General features: G+C 53.6%; 14 protein-coding genes and 1 tRNA gene. 4 read left to right on the top strand and 11 right to left on the bottom strand.

Features of this window, described 5'->3' with window-relative positions; all coding sequences use genetic code 11:
• The first annotated feature begins 4 nt into the window (after positions 1 to 4).
• Positions 5 to 2,494 carry a response regulator gene (locus AZE99_RS05965; protein ID WP_067198865.1) on the top strand — a complete coding sequence of 830 codons (2,490 nt, stop codon included), beginning with the start codon at positions 5 to 7 and terminating at the stop codon, positions 2,492 to 2,494.
• Between the two features lie 7 nt (positions 2,495 to 2,501).
• Here AZE99_RS05965 and AZE99_RS05960 read toward each other — a convergent pair whose 3' ends face one another.
• From AZE99_RS05960 to AZE99_RS05915, 10 genes are all read right to left on the bottom strand, one after another.
• The gene (locus tag AZE99_RS05960; protein WP_197460263.1) at positions 2,502 to 3,413 is read right to left on the bottom strand and encodes a crotonase/enoyl-CoA hydratase family protein; all 912 of its coding nucleotides are present in this window, start codon (positions 3,411 to 3,413) and stop codon (positions 2,502 to 2,504) included.
• Between the two features lie 328 nt (positions 3,414 to 3,741).
• On the bottom strand, positions 3,742 to 4,743 hold the full coding sequence (locus AZE99_RS05955; protein WP_067198862.1) for an NAD(P)H-dependent glycerol-3-phosphate dehydrogenase: 1,002 nt from the start codon (positions 4,741 to 4,743) through the stop codon (positions 3,742 to 3,744).
• 61 nt (positions 4,744 to 4,804) lie between these two features.
• Complete coding sequence (locus AZE99_RS05950) at positions 4,805 to 5,743, bottom strand: alpha/beta fold hydrolase (RefSeq protein ID WP_231862702.1); 939 nt, start codon at positions 5,741 to 5,743, stop codon at positions 4,805 to 4,807.
• A 2-nt stretch (positions 5,744 to 5,745) separates the two neighbouring features.
• Positions 5,746 to 6,609 (bottom strand): alpha/beta hydrolase, encoded by an 864-nt coding sequence (locus AZE99_RS05945; protein WP_231862701.1) that lies wholly within the window; start codon positions 6,607 to 6,609, stop codon positions 5,746 to 5,748.
• Positions 6,606 to 8,078, bottom strand: a complete 1,473-nt coding sequence (locus AZE99_RS05940; protein WP_067198860.1) for a DUF3336 domain-containing protein — start codon at positions 8,076 to 8,078, stop codon at positions 6,606 to 6,608. The genes AZE99_RS05945 and AZE99_RS05940 overlap by 4 nt, the downstream gene beginning before the upstream one ends.
• 80 nt (positions 8,079 to 8,158) lie before the next feature.
• The gene (locus tag AZE99_RS05935) at positions 8,159 to 9,739 is read right to left on the bottom strand and encodes a WS/DGAT/MGAT family O-acyltransferase (protein WP_082788262.1); all 1,581 of its coding nucleotides are present in this window, start codon (positions 9,737 to 9,739) and stop codon (positions 8,159 to 8,161) included.
• Positions 9,740 to 9,764: 25 nt separating this feature from the next.
• Complete coding sequence (locus AZE99_RS05930; RefSeq protein ID WP_067198858.1) at positions 9,765 to 12,107, bottom strand: glycerol-3-phosphate 1-O-acyltransferase; 2,343 nt, start codon at positions 12,105 to 12,107, stop codon at positions 9,765 to 9,767.
• Positions 12,108 to 12,127: 20 nt separating this feature from the next.
• Entirely contained in the window at positions 12,128 to 13,789 is a 1,662-nt protein-coding gene (locus AZE99_RS05925) for an HAD-IB family hydrolase (protein WP_067198856.1), read from the bottom strand.
• A gap of 366 nt (positions 13,790 to 14,155) precedes the next feature.
• Positions 14,156 to 15,004 (bottom strand): hypothetical protein, encoded by an 849-nt coding sequence (locus AZE99_RS05920; protein WP_067198854.1) that lies wholly within the window; start codon positions 15,002 to 15,004, stop codon positions 14,156 to 14,158.
• A gap of 98 nt (positions 15,005 to 15,102) precedes the next feature.
• A complete protein-coding gene (locus tag AZE99_RS05915; RefSeq protein WP_082788457.1) occupies positions 15,103 to 16,416 on the bottom strand; it encodes a S8 family serine peptidase in 1,314 nt (437 codons plus the stop codon).
• A 129-nt stretch (positions 16,417 to 16,545) separates the two neighbouring features.
• On the opposite strand from AZE99_RS05915, the gene AZE99_RS05910 reads away from it, so the two are divergent.
• Both AZE99_RS05910 and AZE99_RS05905 read left to right on the top strand, forming a co-directional pair.
• Entirely contained in the window at positions 16,546 to 17,034 is a 489-nt protein-coding gene (locus AZE99_RS05910) for an RNA polymerase sigma factor (RefSeq protein WP_067198852.1), read from the top strand.
• Positions 17,031 to 17,756 (top strand): anti-sigma factor family protein, encoded by a 726-nt coding sequence (locus tag AZE99_RS05905; protein WP_067198850.1) that lies wholly within the window; start codon positions 17,031 to 17,033, stop codon positions 17,754 to 17,756. Before AZE99_RS05910 ends, AZE99_RS05905 begins: the two co-directional genes overlap by 4 nt.
• Before the next feature lie 81 nt (positions 17,757 to 17,837).
• Here the strand turns inward: AZE99_RS05905 and AZE99_RS05900 are convergent, their stop codons facing one another.
• Complete coding sequence (locus AZE99_RS05900) at positions 17,838 to 18,164, bottom strand: hypothetical protein (protein WP_082788261.1); 327 nt, start codon at positions 18,162 to 18,164, stop codon at positions 17,838 to 17,840.
• Between the two features lie 236 nt (positions 18,165 to 18,400).
• On the opposite strand from AZE99_RS05900, the gene AZE99_RS05895 reads away from it, so the two are divergent.
• Positions 18,401 to 18,490 (top strand) — tRNA-Ser (locus tag AZE99_RS05895).
• Positions 18,491 to 18,495: the final 5 nt, after the last annotated feature.

The raw sequence follows: 18,495 nt of genomic DNA, 5'->3' as shown, positions 1-18,495 counted from the left end.
AGGCATGGACGGTCAAGCGCGAGATCGTGAGCATGAAATGATCAAGAACCGGATCATATTGGTGATCCTGGGGTGGTCTGTGTGCGCGATGCTGGGTGCCACGTCTGGATTGATCACCGGTTTCAGCATCTATTTCATTTTAAGCGTCGCCATAGCCATCGCCTATCATGCCAACCCCAGGCCGTCCAATTTGAGGCGGTTTATAGGCCTTTGCACAGATTTTGGCGTCGGAGCTTTTCTGTTCCAGGTCGGCGGCGAAAGTGTTGCGGCCGGTTACCCGTTGTTTCTTTGGGTCATTCTCGGAAATGGTTTTCGCTTCGGAGTGCTATGGCTTTTCTTTGCGTCAGCGATGGCGGTCATGGCATTCGGATGGGCTATCTATAATGTAGACTTCTGGCGCGAGAACCCGTCTCTTTCTATCGGCTTGCTGATCGGTCTATTGGTAATACCAGCATATTGCTCAACGCTGATAACCAAAATCTCCCAAGCCAAAGAAGAGGCTGAAGCGGCAAACAAGGCCAAGAGCCTGTTTCTGGCCAGCATCAGTCATGAACTGCGGACACCGTTGAACGCCATCATTGGCTACGGCACCCATTTGCTTGATATGAAGCTGCCCGAGAAGCAGCATCAGATGGTCGCAACCAGCGTATCTGCGGGCCGTCATCTGCTGCACTTGATCAATCAGCTGCTCAATTTTGCACAATCGGAATCTCGCGACGAACTGCCTGACCCAAAACCTTTTTCTCTTGTAGATATTTTGGCCGAGGTCCGCGACATCATGCAAATCGCTGCCGACGAGAAAGATCTCAAGATCATCCTTCAGGCAGAACCGAACAGTGACCGTTTGATTTCCGGACAGCTCGACTATGTCCGGAATATTCTTATCAACCTCACCAGCAATGCCGTGAAATTTACCCAAGCCGGGTCGATCACTTTGAGATGCGGATCGGGCTCCGGTGACGACCATGACCAAATGTGGATTTCGGTAACCGACACCGGGCCCGGAATTCCAAGTGAGTCACAAAAGAAAATATTCAATGTTTTCCAGCAAGCCGATGACACAGTTGCCAGAGAGTTTGGCGGTACCGGGCTGGGATTGGCGATATGCCAAAAGCAGGCAAGCCTGATGGGTGGATATATATCAGTCGATAGCGAGCTGGGCGCCGGCAGCATATTCACTTTGTCATTCCCTGCAGAAGTTTTGGATGCAGAAGAAACGGGTGCCGATGAGGATAGCGTCAGGATTTTGTCCCTGACGCGAGAACTCAACCCGCCGACCATCTGCAACGATGACAATCAACGCCTTACTATTGACCATATCCAATATCATGGAACTGATGACCTCAAAAAAATTCTGGATCGGCGTAATCTCGAACTTTACGACATCGCTCTGCTCGATGAAGCTATCGCCAGCGATCATGATGACCAATCTCCGCTATGGTCTGCTTTCCGGAATGCCAAACTTCCGCCGGTCTTGTTTGCCGAGGGAAAAGAGAAAAATCTGAAGGACCTTCAATTGCGGGCGGCTTTCGCAACGCTGCTGCCGGCAGGTTCAGATTTCAGCGCAATCCGTAGCGCAGTGCAGATCGGCTGTTCCTTCGTCGGTTCAGGCGCACGGCAACAAACGGAATCGAATGTCAATGACCAGCCATCCGAAATCATACCGGTTCGGGTGCTGGTCGCCGATGACAATCGCACCAACCAGATGGTGCTCGAAACGATTTTGTCCAATGCCGGACATGAAGTCACCGTGGTTGAGGACGGAGAAAAGGCGCTCGAAGAGCTCGAACAGGCGACCTTTGATATCGTATTCCTGGACGTCAACATGCCCAATATGGGTGGTGTTGAATGCTGCAAGCTATGGCGTCAGATCGAAGGTCCACGGACACATGTCCCAATCATTGGCCTGACTGCTGATTCTACCGAGGAAACCGAAAAGAAATGCCTTGATGCCGGAATGGATTTGCGAATTACAAAACCCATTGAGGCAGGGGAATTGATAGAGGTTATTACTTCACAGACCGCCAGCAAAATTGGTCCGGCGGAAAGCCCGGCCACCTCCGATCCCTTGCGAGTGGTCAGCAATATTGAAAGCCGGACTCGCAAGACCGCACCACCCGCCGTTGATCCCACGCAGCTAGATTATCTTCTGTCGATCGGAGATAAGGCTTTCGTGCAGTCCATCATCGATGCCTATCTTGAAGATACCAGCGAGATTCTGACTGCATTCCGGAAATCGGTAGACGATGGGTCGGTGGAAGATTTCCGCTTCCATGCCCATGCGTTCAAGAGCGGGGCGGCAAATGTCGGTGCAAATTTCCTAGCTGAAACATGTGCGACACTCGAAGTGATCACGGAACAAAAATTCAACGATCGCCGCTTTGAATATCTAACAAAAATCGAAAAACAGGTTGTCGAAATTCGCGATTGCCTTGAAGGCATCTCGCAGCCCAGAAATGAGAATGTGCCTGGCGAGAAAGCTGCGCTGGCTTAGGTGAATATCAGACGGCCTTTAGTGACCGCATAATCCGGCGGTCCTGCGCTCTCGCCAACCGTTCCATCTTGCGAACGTCCGATTCATCCAGATATAGCGCGGTTTCCGCCCATGTATCGGTGATTTCCAGCAGCTCTTCCAAGCTAACCGGATTGGCGATTTTGCGGGCGCGATAGACAGCCCGTTCCGCGTGGAAACGCTTCCGGTTTGCCTTTGTATATTCGACGATGGCGGCTTCGCCCATCCCATCTTCTGCCAATATATCGACGACGCCCATGTCATATAGCTCGGCCGCCGTAAATAATTTGCCTTCAAGAATGAATCTCTCAGTATCCTTGCGGCTGAGACGCTGCCGCAAAAAGCTGTAAGCACCCATGCCGGGAAAGAGATTGAACAGAATTTCCGGAAGGCCCAAGCGTGCGCTTTTCTCGGCAACCAGGATATCAAAAGCAAGCGCGTGCTCAAACCCACCGCCCAACGCATCGCCCTGCACAAGCGCCATCGTAATGATTGGCGCGCCAAAGGCGGTGCTATTCTCATATTGCATGTGAACACATGTTCGAGCGTATTTCTTCAACGCCCCCAGATCACGACGACGAATACAACTTGCAAAGTGATTCAGATCGCCTCCAAGATTGTATATGCCCGGCGTGTGGGAACCTGCGACAAAGTAACGTAAAGGATCCGCGGCCTTCGAGCCGTCCATCGCATAAGTCGAGTGAATCCAGTCTTGGACCTGCTGAATCTCTTCTCCCAGCTCATAAGTATAGCTTGGGCGTGATTTCTGATTCATATAACACCAGAATATTTCATCGGAACGATCAAATCGCAGATCGATCTCCCGAAACTGTTTTGAAAAAATATCAGTTTCTGAAATGGAAGGTGCCTGGACTAGCATATCATTCGCTTCGATCGGCAAATTCCGATCCAATTCGTTGGCAGCGCGACTGCGAAAGTCCATATTATACTCCTTGTTCGACAAAGGTCCTTGGCGATACTCAGCCTAACGAATTCCTCTGCCTACTGTGGAAAATTTTATGATATGCCCCATTTCAATGCAAGTAAAACCGAGAAGATTTTGTAACATGCTTAATTGACTCGTAAATTTGCTTATCTTTAAGTCATTTGAGCGAAATTATTTCTGCCGAATTGGTTAATATTTTGCAAGATGAGGCAAAATTTGTCCCCTCATAATTTTGTTTTAGTTATGATCTCAGGGGTTTGGGCCTGCAAAATAGCGAGTAATTTTAACCCGCGTCTGACTCCGCACCAGCCGACTGATTTACCAGTCCGCGGAATGCACGCACGGCCGAGCGATTCCCCTTGGTGACTTCAAAAACATCCTCGGCAATTGGCATCGCTACACCATATTTCTTGGCCAAGGCGATCACCGTCGGCGCACTTTTGACACCTTCGGCAACCATGTGCATTTCGTCGATGATTTCATCAATATGTCGCCCCTTGCCCAGCTCGACACCGACATGACGATTGCGGCTCAGCGGACTGGTACATGTAGCGATCATGTCACCCATGCCGGTCAGGCCCGAAAATGTTTCGGGTTTTCCGCCCATCGCGACGCCCAGACGCGTGATCTCGGCTAGCCCTCTGGTAATCAATGCCGACCGTGTATTATCTCCCGCTCCCAAACCGTCACCCATGCCGACTGCGATGGCGATGATATTCTTGAGCACGCCACCCAGTTCGCAACCCAGCAGGTCGGTATTGGTGTAGACGCGAAACAGGCCGGAGTGGAAAAGCTGCTGCAGTTGCTTGACGATAATCTCGTCTTCCATCGAGATCACGCTGGCAGCCGCCTGCCCCGCCATGATTTCGCGCGCCAGATTGGGGCCGGTGAGGACGCCAACAGGATGCCCCGGCAGAACTTCCTCGATAACCTCGGTCATCCGCTTGCTGGTGGCCAGTTCCAGACCCTTGGTAAGGCTGATCACCGGAACCCAGGGTCGGAGATATTGCTTTGCTTCTTCCAATACACTGCGGAAATTGCTGGAGGGTATTCCCATCACCAACACGTCTGCGCCAGATACGGCCTCGCCGATTTCGGACGTTGCTGTCAAAGCTTCAGGCAATTTTATGTCTGGCAAATATTTGCTGTTACAATGATTGTCGTTGATATCGCTGACTGTTTCCGGATCCCGTGCCCAGATTTTAATCGGCGCATTGCGCGAAACCAGAGACGCAACCGTGGTTCCCCATGAGCCTCCACCGAGCAATCCGACTTTCAATTCCATAAAACCCCTCCATCGACGACTCCTCTAGCGGGCGCCAATCCCGTTTAAACTGAAGGGAATTTCAATATTTTGCAAGGAACTCGAGATGTCTTTCAGCGGTCCCCTTGGGGTTCTCGATCATCGGCACATGACCGACTTCTTCAAATACCGCCGATTCAGAATTTGGAATGCCGTCTTCCAGCACATTGACGCAACTGACATCTATCAGCTGGTCATGGCGGCCCCAGATGATGAGCGTCGGCGCCTTCACCTGATCAAGCTGGTCATTCAGTGCCTTCTCCGTGCCATCCTCCACCAGATTCCAGAATATCTTGTCGAGCAACTCGCGATGGACGGCAAAATCTTCGTAGAAAATCTTCCGGAATTGCCCGGGGACCTTCATCGGTTTGTGAGCAACGAACGCGAGCATCCGCTTTACGTCGTCGGGACTGTGGATCTCCAGCGGATTTTTACCGGCCAAGGCCTCTTTCTGAAGCTTGCTTTCATTGGCTCCGACGACACCTGCATTGTTGAACAAAGTCATTGAAATCAAGCGTTCCGGGTAATCCAGCGCAAAGCGCAGCGAGACAAAGCCGCCCATGCTGTTTCCGCCAATATGGCATTTATCGATACCCATAGCGTTCAGAAAATCGCGAACTCGGGACGCCTGCGTCGCCATGTCATAGTCACGATCAATGTCCCGAATATTCTCTCCGAAACCAGGCAAGTCGGGAGCTATCAGGCGATATTTTCCGACGATTTCCGGCGCATATATCGCCCAATTATCCTTGTCACCGCCGAAGCCGTGAAGCAGCACCAATGGCTCGCCATCTGATGGACCACCTTCGAGATAAGGCCAGTTCATATCGCCCACTTGTATCGATTTTGCTGTCAGCTTGCCTTTTCGCCGCAATGTATTGCGAAGAAAGCCGTACAACATACGCGGGAACAGTACATAGAGAGCAAGCAGCGACACCATCAAGATGCCCAGGATCGCCAGGAAAATTTCGATCGCTTCCAAAATTACACTCCTCTCGCCGCCAGTTGTTTGTCCAACCAGTCGGTCATATCGTTCAACACTGCGTCTTTTTCCGGTTCATTGAATATTTCGTGAAACAATTTCGGATAGATTTTGAGCTGTTTGTCGCTTGAGGATATATGACGGTCCAGAAATTCCGACCCCTCAGCGGCAGCCAGACTGTCCTTTCCACCGTGAAGCAGGAGCATCGGCAAAGAAATCTGCCCGGCATTTTCCTGAATTTTGGTCATGTTGGTCAACAGTTCCGCAGCCAATCGTGCCCCCATCTTGCCATTGTAGACGAGCGGATCGGCAAGATAGTCTGCAACGACTTTCGGATCGCGACTGACGCCATTCGGATCGAGTTCGAGAACACCCAGTTTCGGAAAGAAACGGGACAAAAATCCGCTTATGGCCTTCAAGAATGCAGAGGGTTCTTCTGCTGCTTTTATCGCTGGACCGGACAGCACACAGGCAGCAAATTTGGACTGGTTGGACAATAGGTAGGTAGCGCTGATCAATCCTCCCATACTATGGCCCACAAGCATGACCGGCAATGCCGGATAATCATGGGTGGCGGAAGCAAGCAACTGGTCAACGCCATCGTGAAAAACCGAAAAATCAGGAACAAATCCGGGCGTGCCATCGGATTGGCCATGCCCCCAGTGATCGATGGCATAAACCGCATAGCCTTTGCCCACGCAATGTTGGGCAAAATATTCGTAACGGCCAGCATGTTCGGCATAACCGTGAACCAGCAAGATTACCGCTTTGGGATCATCGTCTGGAAGCCACTTTTCCATGTGCAATTTTGACCCGGCCGCTGTGGACCCGGTCGATAGCGTCAGCGTCCCGATTTCGTGCCTCAAGCGATATTCCTTTTCATCACCAATTCATGATCGTGCGCCAGTTCATTTTCATATTCGAACAAAATGCGATCCAGAGTCTGGCTGATCTTGGTCTGCGTGCGAACCATTTCAATTTTCGGCCAGGTCGTGCGCTCGCCAAGCTGGATCAGTTCGGCAATATCCTCGATCGGCAAGTTGCTCAGAATCTTGGAGGGCCCCCAGAACATGGTCGGACGGATGATATTGATATCACCCGTATAATCCTGATTGATAACCGACAGTGCCATATTGGCCATGCTGTTTAGACGCGGGAAATAGGACAGCGGCTTCTGCATCATTTCCACATTGGCGTTGAGCCATGCTTTCATGGTCGCTGTCGTCGCATTGCGGATCGATGAAAGCGGATTGCGTTTCTGACTAAAATCGGTGGCAAAAGGCGTAATCAGCGGGTTCGCCTGGCTAACGATATGGTGATTGACGCCATAGAGACGGGCAAGCCTTTTGACCGGCAAGTCATTCGTCACGGAACCGTCCACCCATTTCCGATTGGGCAAATAGGGAATCCGCTCGCCGCGATGATCTTTTGCCGCCAATGTGACTGGTGGATAGATGCCGGGGACCGCGCAAGAGGCCAGCACCGCTTCCCGGATATAGACATTGGGCGAAGCAATGGCGTTCAGCAGACGTGACGTCTGATGTGTTTCCGCCGGGGCGATCGAAACGTTGAGATGGCGCCCGGTAAGTTCATAGGCTTCCTGAAATGTCAGATCCGGAAGCAAGTCGGTTAGCCGCTGGCGTATTTCATCCGCCCGCATGCGACTGGGGCCACCCAGGAAACCACCCTGCCCGCCATCATCATGATCCGTTCCCATGATGAGGTTTTCCGGCTTGAAGAAGTGGGGAATTTCCTTATCGGCGTGCGTGCTGATCAAAGCGCCAACGACCGAGCCGCCACTGGAACCGGACATGATATCCGGCAGCAGGCCCTCCTCCCAAAGCGCTTTTGCAACCCCGACATGAAAATAGAGAAAAGCACCGGAACCGCTCATCAGAAACGCTGATCGCCCATAGCAATGTTGCGCCCGGCGGAAGAAATCGAGTTTCTCCTCGAACGGGATATCGGTCACCTTGTCACTCGCCAGATATTCCAGTGAATTTACGATCGCTCCGACATAGTCCTGGATGAGCGCCTTGGTGCCAAATTGCGCTTTTTGATGAAGGCGGGCATGGCCCATGCCGTCCATATTCCCATGGATGCCCTCATTCAGAGCATAGAGAAGCCCCGCATTGTCCTGAGATTTCCACAGTTTTGAAAGACGTTTCAGGCGGCGGCGGATGGACTTATGGTCAAAATGCTTACTCTCATCCGACGCCTTCCAGATGTCGACTCCGGTGGATTTGTCGTGGGCTTTCGCGGCTTTCGACCATTCGGAATAGCTCTTGGCCTGGGCCATGGCTTTTTCCATTTTCAAAGTCGTGTTCAGGATCATCTTCGGTTCACTCTTTCACCAAAATTACGCATGGTAGCGCTCACCACCCGAGGATCGGGCGGCATACGATCTATCCGCTCCTATTTCACTTTCGGCGTGCTTCCACCGATCGCCTTGGGTGCCACTGTTCTGGGCTTTTTGGCAACCCTTCGATACATCACCGAGCCGTCTTTGGGCGTTTGCGGCTTTTTTGGCGCCACCGCCGCTTTTTTAGGCCGACGGGCAGCAGCATTTGGCTTGGCTTCCCGGAGTTCGTCAAATGCTCTTTGCAGGCATTCCCGGAAAAACTCAACATCGGGCATCATTTTGCGGTCGGATATGATGCTGAAAGAAATTGTTCCGTTATAGCTTGGCGTGGCAATAAACAGGCCCATCCCGTGCGCCAAAGGTGCCAGGCCATATTGATGGGTCAACTTCGCACCGTTCATATAAAGTTGAATCTGGGGGCCCGGAACGTTGGAAATCATCAAATTGCTCATTTTCGGCGCAAAACGTTCGTCGGTCAGGATACGCGCCACGCTCGCCATGGTAACGCCAGGAATATGTTTGGTCAGATCGGTCATGATACGTGCGCTGAGCCCCGACTTTGCTGCTTTGGTTTCGCGCGTCGTATCCTTGATTGCTTCAAGGCGCTCCACCGGATCGACAATATTCGACCAGATCTTTATCGTCATCGCGGATATGTTGTTGCCGGGAGTGGCATCGTCCCCCGAACGGCTGCGCGCGTTCACGGGAGCCACTGCTACAAGCGACTCTTCGGGTAGTTCCTTATGTTTCGTCAGATAGTGTCGAAGGGCGCCGCTGCAGATTGCGAGTACAACATCATTGATAGTCGCATCACTCACTTTCAGACGCATTTTCTTCAGTTCTTCGAGATCAAACGTGACCGCATCAAACACTTTATTGGGCGTGACCGGGCCGTTAAACCGTGTCTGGGGAACGCCGCTAGCCGTTTGGTCTTCGCCCCCTTTCAGGCTTTGTTGCGCCGTGGAAATAAGCGCTGGCGTGAATTTCAGCAGTGCCTGAGCCAATTTTACTGGTGAGCTGACGGTGCTGTTGACCGCCCGGCTCAATATCTCGGCGACCGTCGGTAAATCCACAGCGGCCGGCCTGCCTTCCGGCAGCGGTATCGCAGGCGTGCCTTTGGCGTCCTTATCCGAGATAGCGGCAAAGAAATGAGCGCCCGAAACACCATCGATGGTGGAATGATGGATTCTCGTCAATATGGCATAGCTGCCCTTGGCATAGCCGGGAATATTGTCGAGCCCCTCAACCACATACATGTCCCAGAGCGGCCGAGTCATGTCCAGCGGCTTGCTGTGGTGACGGGCAACGTGAATACAAAATTGCCGCCAGTCGCCGGGCTCCGGCAGACGGCCGTGGGAAATATGCGCTTCGAGATCGAAATGTTCGTCTTTGACCCAGTAAGGATGATCGATATCCATCGGCAAACGGTATAATTTCCGCTTGAACATCGGCGAGATATCCATGCGCTTGCGCATATGTTCGATAATGTCCTTGAACCTTACCTTGCCGCCGGGAGCGGTTGAAGGATCGTAAATATAAACCGCCATCACATGGGTAAGATTTGTCGCGGACTGAATATAGAGAAACTGGGCGTCTTGCGCGCTCAACTGGCTGATGTTGCTCTGCTCACTCATCGATTATGTCCTTTCGACAGCGCGATCATTCAAATATTCTGTCGGCTAGCGCAAGCAGTTCGAGCCGGGATTTCTCCATCCGTCGAGACAGCGCTCTGAATTTTCGCAACAATGCTTTTCGCTCTGCAATGGTTTCCGGTGTGGTTTCTCCGGTCAAGCCCAGGCCTGCAGCCATTCTGAAACCATTTTCGAACAGGATTTTCCCGATCGAGGCTTCGCTGGTGATCCGGCGGAGTAAATAGGCCTGCCGTCCCTCTTTCAATGCCGTTTCCACACAGCTTTTCTTGTCGATCGCATTGCCGGGCTCCAGCCGCGACAAGATGTCCAGGACAATGGTATAGGCTTCTACGAAAGGCAGGAACACGGCATGGCCGATTAGCGGTTGAAAGCGGTTGGTGAGACTGGCGAGTTTCACGCCGCCTTCGTCCAGCTTGACCTTCCAGTCCGGATCTGCCCGCTGCAATTCGGCTTTCAAATTTTCGCGATATTGCTGCTTTTCAGGATAGAAAAACTCGAACTTGAACAGGTCGCGAAGACGGTCGGTCTCTTCCCAGAAGACTTCGGCCGCATCTCGGTCGCTCACCTCCCGCGCCTTCAGGATCGACAGTTCGATGATCGCCTTGTCGAGAAAATGATGGATGATCGTGTTACGATAATAGCTGGCAATCGGATGCTGATCCGGTTCAATCGCATAAACCAGCGTTGATCCTTTGTCATAGCGAACGAGCAGCCCGTTATTCACCAACGTCTCAATAACGCGCTGCACGCCCTCAAGATTCTCGTCCGTCAGATCTTCGCTCATGCGAATGTCGCGTTCCCGGGCCCAGTCCACCAGAAAATTGATCACCGCCCTCAGTTCGTCTTCCGTCATTGCGCGCGGTGCGGTGCCGAGCAGGCAGAGACACATCAGCGAAGTCAGGGTCAGCGGCGTTGCCCGATTGGCTTGAACGGCAACTTCAAAGGCCATTTTGGACAAGGCGAGACGATCATTCGGATTGGGCGCCTTTTTGACGATCACTGGCTGGCCGAAATCGACATAGACTTTGCCCATCGGTTCGCGAAGGCTGCGCAGATAACCGATGAACCAGCTCAGCGATTCCGGCTTCTTGATCCGCCCGGTCTGTTCACTGGCATATTCCTCAACATCCCGGATCAGGTCGAAACTGGTGACAACGGGTATGATGTGTACATCTTCGATATCGTTGCTGTGTGCGCTGTCCATAACATATTTCAGCAGACCATAGCGCGGTGGCATCAGCTTGCCGAGACGGGACCGTGTCCCTTCGAAAGCCCAGGTCATGGGGAAGCGCTTTTCAAGCAGATAGCTGACGTAATAACGCAACACGAGCTTGTAGACGGGATTATTCTCGAAACTCCGGCGGATGAAAATGGTACCGGCACGACGCAGCATGAATCCCAGACCGAAGAAATCCAGATTGATGCCGCCGAACAAATGAATGAGCGGCAAGTCATTCTGATAAGCCAAGTCGGTAGCGGTCACTCCGTCAATATAGGTTTTATGGGTAAACAGCAGCAGCGTTGGATGCTCCCGCATCGTCTTGCGCAACCGGGTCAGCTCCTTGCGATCGAAAACCACTTTGTCGTCATAGCCCTGCGACAGCATGAACCGGTCGAGCTTTGCCTTCATGTCAATGAACAAGGGGCTGGGCCGGGCGATCAGTTCCTTCATATATTTTGCAGCTTGTTCGTATAGCGCAACTTCGCTTCGGCCCGTGTCCCTGGACAGCTGCGTCATTGCGGCACGGAACCGCGCATCGCTGCGCAGGCCATCGGCTACGTGCCGAGGCACTTTATAACGGCGACCACGCAATCCGCGTTCGGCGATATCCAGTACCAGCCCCGCCTGTCGAACCACGAAGGCAGCAAATTCCGTATTGTCAGTCTGATCATAGTCCTTGCTAAGCTCGGCAAAGCTTTGCTCAAGTTCACCAATCGTAGCGGGTTGACCAGTCAAACATTGGGCACGGCGCTTGTTGCGCAGCAGGATGGACTGGGCGCGAAAGCTACCCGGGTTCCGCGGATCCCCGAAAATGACATGGCGCATCTTGACCGCACGGCTTTTTTCGAAATTGGGAATGCGCCAGGCAATACGAACCGGTACGACCAATGTTTCCGGATTTTCTTTCAGTTTTTCCGCCAGACGGCCAAGGCGCAGTTTCGCGCGTTCATCGGATATTGGCAGACTGACCCAGTTCAGCTCCCCGCTATGCCCGCTTTCGCCCATCGCGTTCTTGAGCCAATTGAGAAGATAACGCCGCTCGACACCATTGCGCGCGTCAATCACAAACAGCTTCGGGCCCTGCGCCAACAGCGGTCCGGAAATTGCTATCTGTGTTGCTTCCGCCATCCCCGCTCCTTGAATTCAGGCTATTCCGCCGCTTGCATTTTTGTCGGCTTTGCAGTTGCAGATTTCTTTGTTGAGCTAGATCGACTTGCGGGCTTGTTTGCAACGGATTTTCTCGCCGGCATTTTTTTGCTATCCACCTTTTTTGCGGCGGATTTCTTCCGCGCTGGCGTCTTTTTGGACACCGGTTTTTTCGCCGCTATTCGTTCCTCGTTGACCAGCGCTTCAAGTGCATCTTCTTCTTCCGCCTGCCCCAGAGCTTCGAGGAACATGCCACGCACTTCTGCGACATGTTTGTTCATCGTACGACTCGTCCATTTGCTAGTGTCCACGGCTGGCAGAACATCAACCCTGACCTTTGCCGGGCGCATCAGAAATTCATTTTTCGGGGCGACATCGCCGGCATTGTGAATGACAATCGGCACCATCGGCACACCCGCCTGGATCGCCATATGGAAAGCGCCCTTTTTGAACGGACCCAGTTTCGGCGAAAGCGTCCGCGTGCCTTCCGGCGCAATGACGATGGACTTGCCGTCAATTTTTACGGCATCGATCAACGGGGCCATCGCCTTGATCGCGCTCCCGGCATTGGCGCGATCAATGAAAACCGTGCCTGCCAATTCCATCAGCTTGCCGATCACTGGTGTGTCGCGAACCTCTATCTTGGCCACTCCGCCCATATCCTTGCGGATCAGCTTGGCGAGGATCATCACGTCGGCTTTGCTCTGATGGTTGAAGACAAAGATACAGGGCCGCGAAGTCCACAGATTTTCCTCCCCAGTCACTTCCAGCTCGCAGCCGGTCAGCGCGGTTGCAATATCGCCGAACAGGCCGGTCGAAAAATTCATCGCCTCACGCTGCGAACCGGTCAGCGCCCATATCGGTAGCGACGCAATCGCCGAACCGATCAGAGATCCGGTTGCGTAGATCGTCCGGAGATAATCCACTGGCTTGCCCTGTCCCCGGCTATCATATTTTTCCAGCGGCCAACCATGTTCACGCGCCGCTTCGCGCAATTTCGCATTAGGGTTCAGCGGCCGCGGCTTGCCCACTCGCTCCAGCAATTCGATATCGTCATAGCTGTCGGAATAAAAATAGCTGTTGTCGAGATCCAGATCATATTCCGCAGCCAGGCCTTCGGCTGCGATCACCTTGCCTTCGCCAAAGCACAAGGGGCGGATAATGTTGCCGGTAAATTCGCCATTCTCGACTTCATATTGCGAGCAAAGCACATGCTCGATGTCGAGATCGCGCGCGGTAGGCTCGATCTGGTAGATCGTCGCGGAGGACACGATGGCGATCGTATGGCCCTTGGCGCGATGGGCCTCGATCAGCGCTCGTGCTTCGGGATAGACTTTCCGCGCGATATGTTTTTCGTAGAGCTCTTCGCCAAATTCGAAATAGCTGTCTTCGGTGACGCCCTTCATGAATTTCGCCGCGCCTGTCATCAGACCAGAGAAACCCATATTACCGGTGCTGTATTGCGCCATGACATTAATCGTTTCGACAAGTTCTTCGGCGGTCATTTCACGCCGCTTGATTTTCTCCCACAACATCGCGGTGGCCGAATAACCGGCGATGATGGTACCATCGAAATCGAAAAGAGCAGCGATATGCGCGCCTTCCGGAGCATCCAGGACGTCTTGCAAATGGGATTGATATGCAGCGATTTTCTTCTTGGTCATCCAGATGTCCTTTGCCCGATACCCATCGTGCCAAAAAACAGAGGCCTTTCCCAGCTATTATTGGCGAAAGCGACGATTTACAGCGCGATTGGCGATGAAAGTCCCTTTATGGTTCAATTCTAACAGAAGAATGAAGATTTTCAGGTCGGTCATGGTGGAAGCAAGGCCGGTCGGTGAAGCCATTGCCTGTCTCGCCCGGCCCGGCTTGCTAGCCGATGCAGTTTTCTTCGGCAGAGACTGTGCTGGCATAGCTCGGAAAAGCGAAAAAGCGCGCTGGAAATGGATCCAGCGCGCTTCCTGTGCAAAATGGCACGATGATCGGGGGGGGCACGCAACTAGATCATCGAAACCATCTCGACGACCTGCTTATTGGCTGGATTCACGATCCGTTGGCTGAGCCTGCGCTTTAGACGCTTTTTTCAATTCACCTTTGCTCATCCCCGTGACCAGAACATCGCCTGACCCCGCAAAATTGGCCGCGGGCAATTCTGCCGTGCGATTGCCGCTTTCAACCATCACCGATTGCACGACGCCGGCGCCCGACTGTTTCACCGATTGAACATAGCCGATAACACGGCCCTTGGGGTCTTCGATGGGCATGCCGGGTGCTACGGCAAACATTCCCCCGGCATTTGCGGCTGAGCTTCCGGAAGCGGCCAGTTGGCCAAGATTACCCATTGCCATACCGCTTCCACTGCCAGCCAGGCTTCCCGCAACGGAGCCGGCACCTGATGCTCGATTAGCGACGTTCGCTGCAGCGCCGCCAGCAGTTGATCTTAAGCTACCGGCGGTGTTGCGAGCGGTTCCGACGACCTGACCGGTGGTCGAGCGAATAGCATCGGTCCCAATCAGGCTTGCGCTGGCATCGCCGTTTGACGAGCTCGAAGCGGAACCATCAGCGGAGCCGATAATGGTATTGTTGGGTAATTCGGTAGAACCGAGCAGCGAACCATTTGCATTCGAACTGCTCTCGGAATCAGCGGCTATGGTGCCCGACCGCGTATCAATATTGCGATCGATGCGCGTGGAATTCGTCACGCCACCATTGCCACTGATCGAACCGGTCGTGCGGCCAATCGTGTCGGAACCCAGTGTGCTACCGAGCGAGCCGCCCAGTCCGCCACCAAGGCCGCCGCTACCGCCGAGCAATTGTGCCGACGCCGGTGCAGCGGTAATCAATGCGATGGTCATTGTGCTGAAAATAAGTTTTTTCATGGTCTTTCTCCTTGCAGGACGATGATCTTTTCGTCGTCTGTATGGAGAACGATGCCGCTTTGATTTTTAATCCATATGTCGCAAATAAATTTGAAAAATCAGCGAAGACCGCAGTTTCCGCAGATCAGACCATTGCCATATATCTTGTCGGCGCCTTTTTTGCCGAGATCCTTGGCTTCACGGATCAACCCGTTAACCGCTGATTCTATTCTGTTGATATTTGCAGCCGGGTAATGAGCCATCAGACGCGCTGCAACGAGAGGCGCCGCAAAAGAGGTGCCGCGCAGCGCCACGAGTTTTCCATCGGGTGATGCGCCTTTTATCCCGGCCCCCGGCGCAGCGAAGTCCACCGGTGTGGCAATTCCTGCTTCGGGCAGCGCCCTTTCGCGCTGATCGACCCCGGTGACACCGATTACCCCTTTATAGCTAGCCGGATAGCGCGGAGGCGCGGCTGGACCATCATTGCCCACGGCGGCCACGACCAATATTCCCTTTTTCTGTGCGGCCCTAACGGCGCGACCCAGCAGACCGTTGTCCGGGCCGACCAGACTGATGGCAACAACCGGCGCATTGCGTTGCGCCATCCAGCCCAGAGCTTTGGCAATGGCAGTTGCGTTGCCACCCGCCGGATCGCTGCCATATATATCAGCCGCCAGCAGGCCGCGAGAACCGGATTTCAGGCTGCCGGATATAAGCGATGCTATCGCGGTTCCGTGACTGCTCGCAATCGGCGCGCCCTTGGCAAAGCCGCGTTGTTCAACCGCCATGGTGATTGCGCTGTGGCGGGCAACGCCGCCATCAATCAAGCCCATAGCACCGGAGCTTGCATTGCCACTGGCCAGCAGACTACCGGCCAGAACTGTTGCATTGGCCGAAATTGGTGTGACATTACTGGTGAAATAGATATTATCGGCGCTGATCTCTGCTTCACCGACAAGCTTTTGCAGCTGTTTCTGTTCCTTATCCAGCTGTTTGCCGGGTCGCGTTGCGATTTTTACATAGCTGAGATCCAGGCCTTCGATTTCGGATCGCTCCAATATTCGAAAGCCCTCTTTCTGTACCCGCTCGAGAGACGCCGCCGATATGCCCGTTGCAATCAGCACACCGCGAACAGCCGGATCACCGCTGCGATCCCGCTCTACATAGTCGCGGTTTTGCCGTACGAACTGGTTCAGGCGATCAAGCCTCAGCCGGTTCAATAATCTCCTGAGCTCGGAATTGCTCAAACGATCCAGAACGCCGGCGTCAAGCACGCCGCTCACCGGATCGATCAAAGGCTCTGCTATGTCGCCCAGCGAATGATTGGGTAGCGGTAAGCCCGGACCGACTGTCGGCAGTGCAAGCTGGGGTGAAGCGGCAGCGGGCACCAGCAGCAGCAATGCGGCAGCGACCCGTTTGATTGTGGTTTTCATCTCTGCCTCCTTGTGCACCCGACCCGGGTTGGCAATCCCAAGTTGATTGCTTTTTTTCGCATTCATGGATTAAACGATCCAGGTCCGTCGTTTCATCCATAGACAATGAATAAAGGATATCCGCGCTGAATGGCCTTTGAACAGGATCTGCTGGAGTTACTCCCGCGATTGCGGCGCTTTGCCCGCAGCCTGACGCGCGATATCAGTGACGCGGATGACCTGTGTCAGATGGCCCTGGAGCGTGCCCTGAACAAGCGCGATCAGTGGCAGACTGGAACAAGACTGGATAGCTGGATGTACAGAATTACCCGTAATATTTGGATCGATACGGTCCGCGCGGCTGGCCGCCGCGAACATGTAGCCAATGATGATGAAGCGATGGAGAATGTCGCGGGTGACGATCATCAGCGTATGGAAAGCCGGATGGAGCTCAATGATGTCGACCGGGCGATGGATCGCCTGCCGCTCGAACAGCGCGAAGCGATATCGCTCGTTCTGGTCGAGGGCTTTGCCTATAAGGAAGCCGCCGCCCTGCTGGACATTCCGATCGGAACATTAACCTCCCGTCTGGTGCGCGGGCGCGAAGCCCTGCAACGCGAACTCGGAGAAGCGGCATGACCTTTGATGAAGCAACAATCATGGCTTATGTCGATGGTGAATGCGATGCGGTGACGGTCAAGCGTATCGAGAAGGCAATGGTGACGGATGCAGCTTTGGCCGAACGGGTTAGAAAAGCACGTGCGTTGCGCGATAAATTGGCGGCTTTTTATGCGCCAGTGGCAGAAGAAGCGGTCCCGGATCGCTTGAGCGCGATGTTGACCTCCCCTGCTGCGTCCAACGTCGATAGCAGTTTCACAGCGCGCAAAGCGGATAAGGAACATGCCAGGCAACAGCGCCGTAGCATGGGCGTCGCTCAATGGGGCGCAATGGCGGCCACACTTGTCTTGGGTATCGTAGTCGGTCAATTCGGCCTGGCGGACGGCTCTGACTCCCCCTTTGCGCAGGATGGCGGCGCGCTTGTCGCCAGTGGTCCGCTTGAGAATGCCCTGGAGAAACAGCTTGCCTCTGCGCAGCCTGATGACAGCGATTATCGCATTGGCCTGACTTTCCGCTCAAGGACCGGCAACATCTGTCGAAGCTTCACCGGCGAAGCAGTGTCCGGGATCGGCTGCCGCGAAGGACAGCAATGGAAGATGGTCAGCACCTTGCCGGGAGGTAACGAGAGCGACTATCGTCAGGCGTCGAGCAGTACGGTCAATGCGATCGCTGCAGACATGATGGCGGATGCGCCGGCGGATGCTGAAACCGAACGCAAGCTATTGGAATCAGGCTGGAAATGACCTCGCCGACTACTCCAGATAAATGGCAGACACAAAAAAGGCGGGATCGGATCCCGCCTTTTTCTATATTTGTATAGGAGCCTAGTTGCCGACGGTCACGCGGCCAACCACATAATTGCGATCACGCATTTCCTCGACATAATCCTTGTCGGCATCGACCAGTTCATGCTCATATTCTTCCCAGGCATCGCGCTTGTCTTCCTCGTCGGTCGCGCGGCGCAAGTCGCTTTTCAGCTCCTTGTCGGCCTCCAGAACGTCGGCCAGATAATTATACCAATATTTGTTGTAAACACCGGCTATCGGTTCAGCCCGCACCACGGCATGGCTTTCCACGTCTGCGTGCGCCATGACTGGCGATACAATCGAGCCAGCAAGAACCAATCCTGAAGCCAAAGATAATTTACGCATTGTCACGTCTCCTTTTCTGGGTTGCTGAAAGGAGAACGAGCCAGGCCCGGACGTTAATCCCGAAAAAACGTAATTTTTTCTAACCTATTCTGTTCAATAGTCTTTTTGCCCGCATCCCTGCGACAACAGCATGATATTCCTGACCGGCCCCTGCCCTTTACGCGGCGATTTTTCACCAAGCTCTGATATGGGTTGCAGGCCTGCGCTATCATCGCTAGATGCTGCCCCGTCTATGAGGTGCGTTGGCTGAGTGGTCGAAAGCGCCGCACTCGAAATGCGGTATGCCAGCAATGGTATCTAGGGTTCGAATCCCTAACGCACCTCCACAGAC

Source organism: Sphingorhabdus sp. M41 (assembly GCF_001586275.1).
Taxonomy (GTDB): domain Bacteria; phylum Pseudomonadota; class Alphaproteobacteria; order Sphingomonadales; family Sphingomonadaceae; genus Parasphingorhabdus.
Note: the sequence above shows the minus strand (reverse complement) of the source record. Positions and strands in the feature narration are given on the sequence as shown.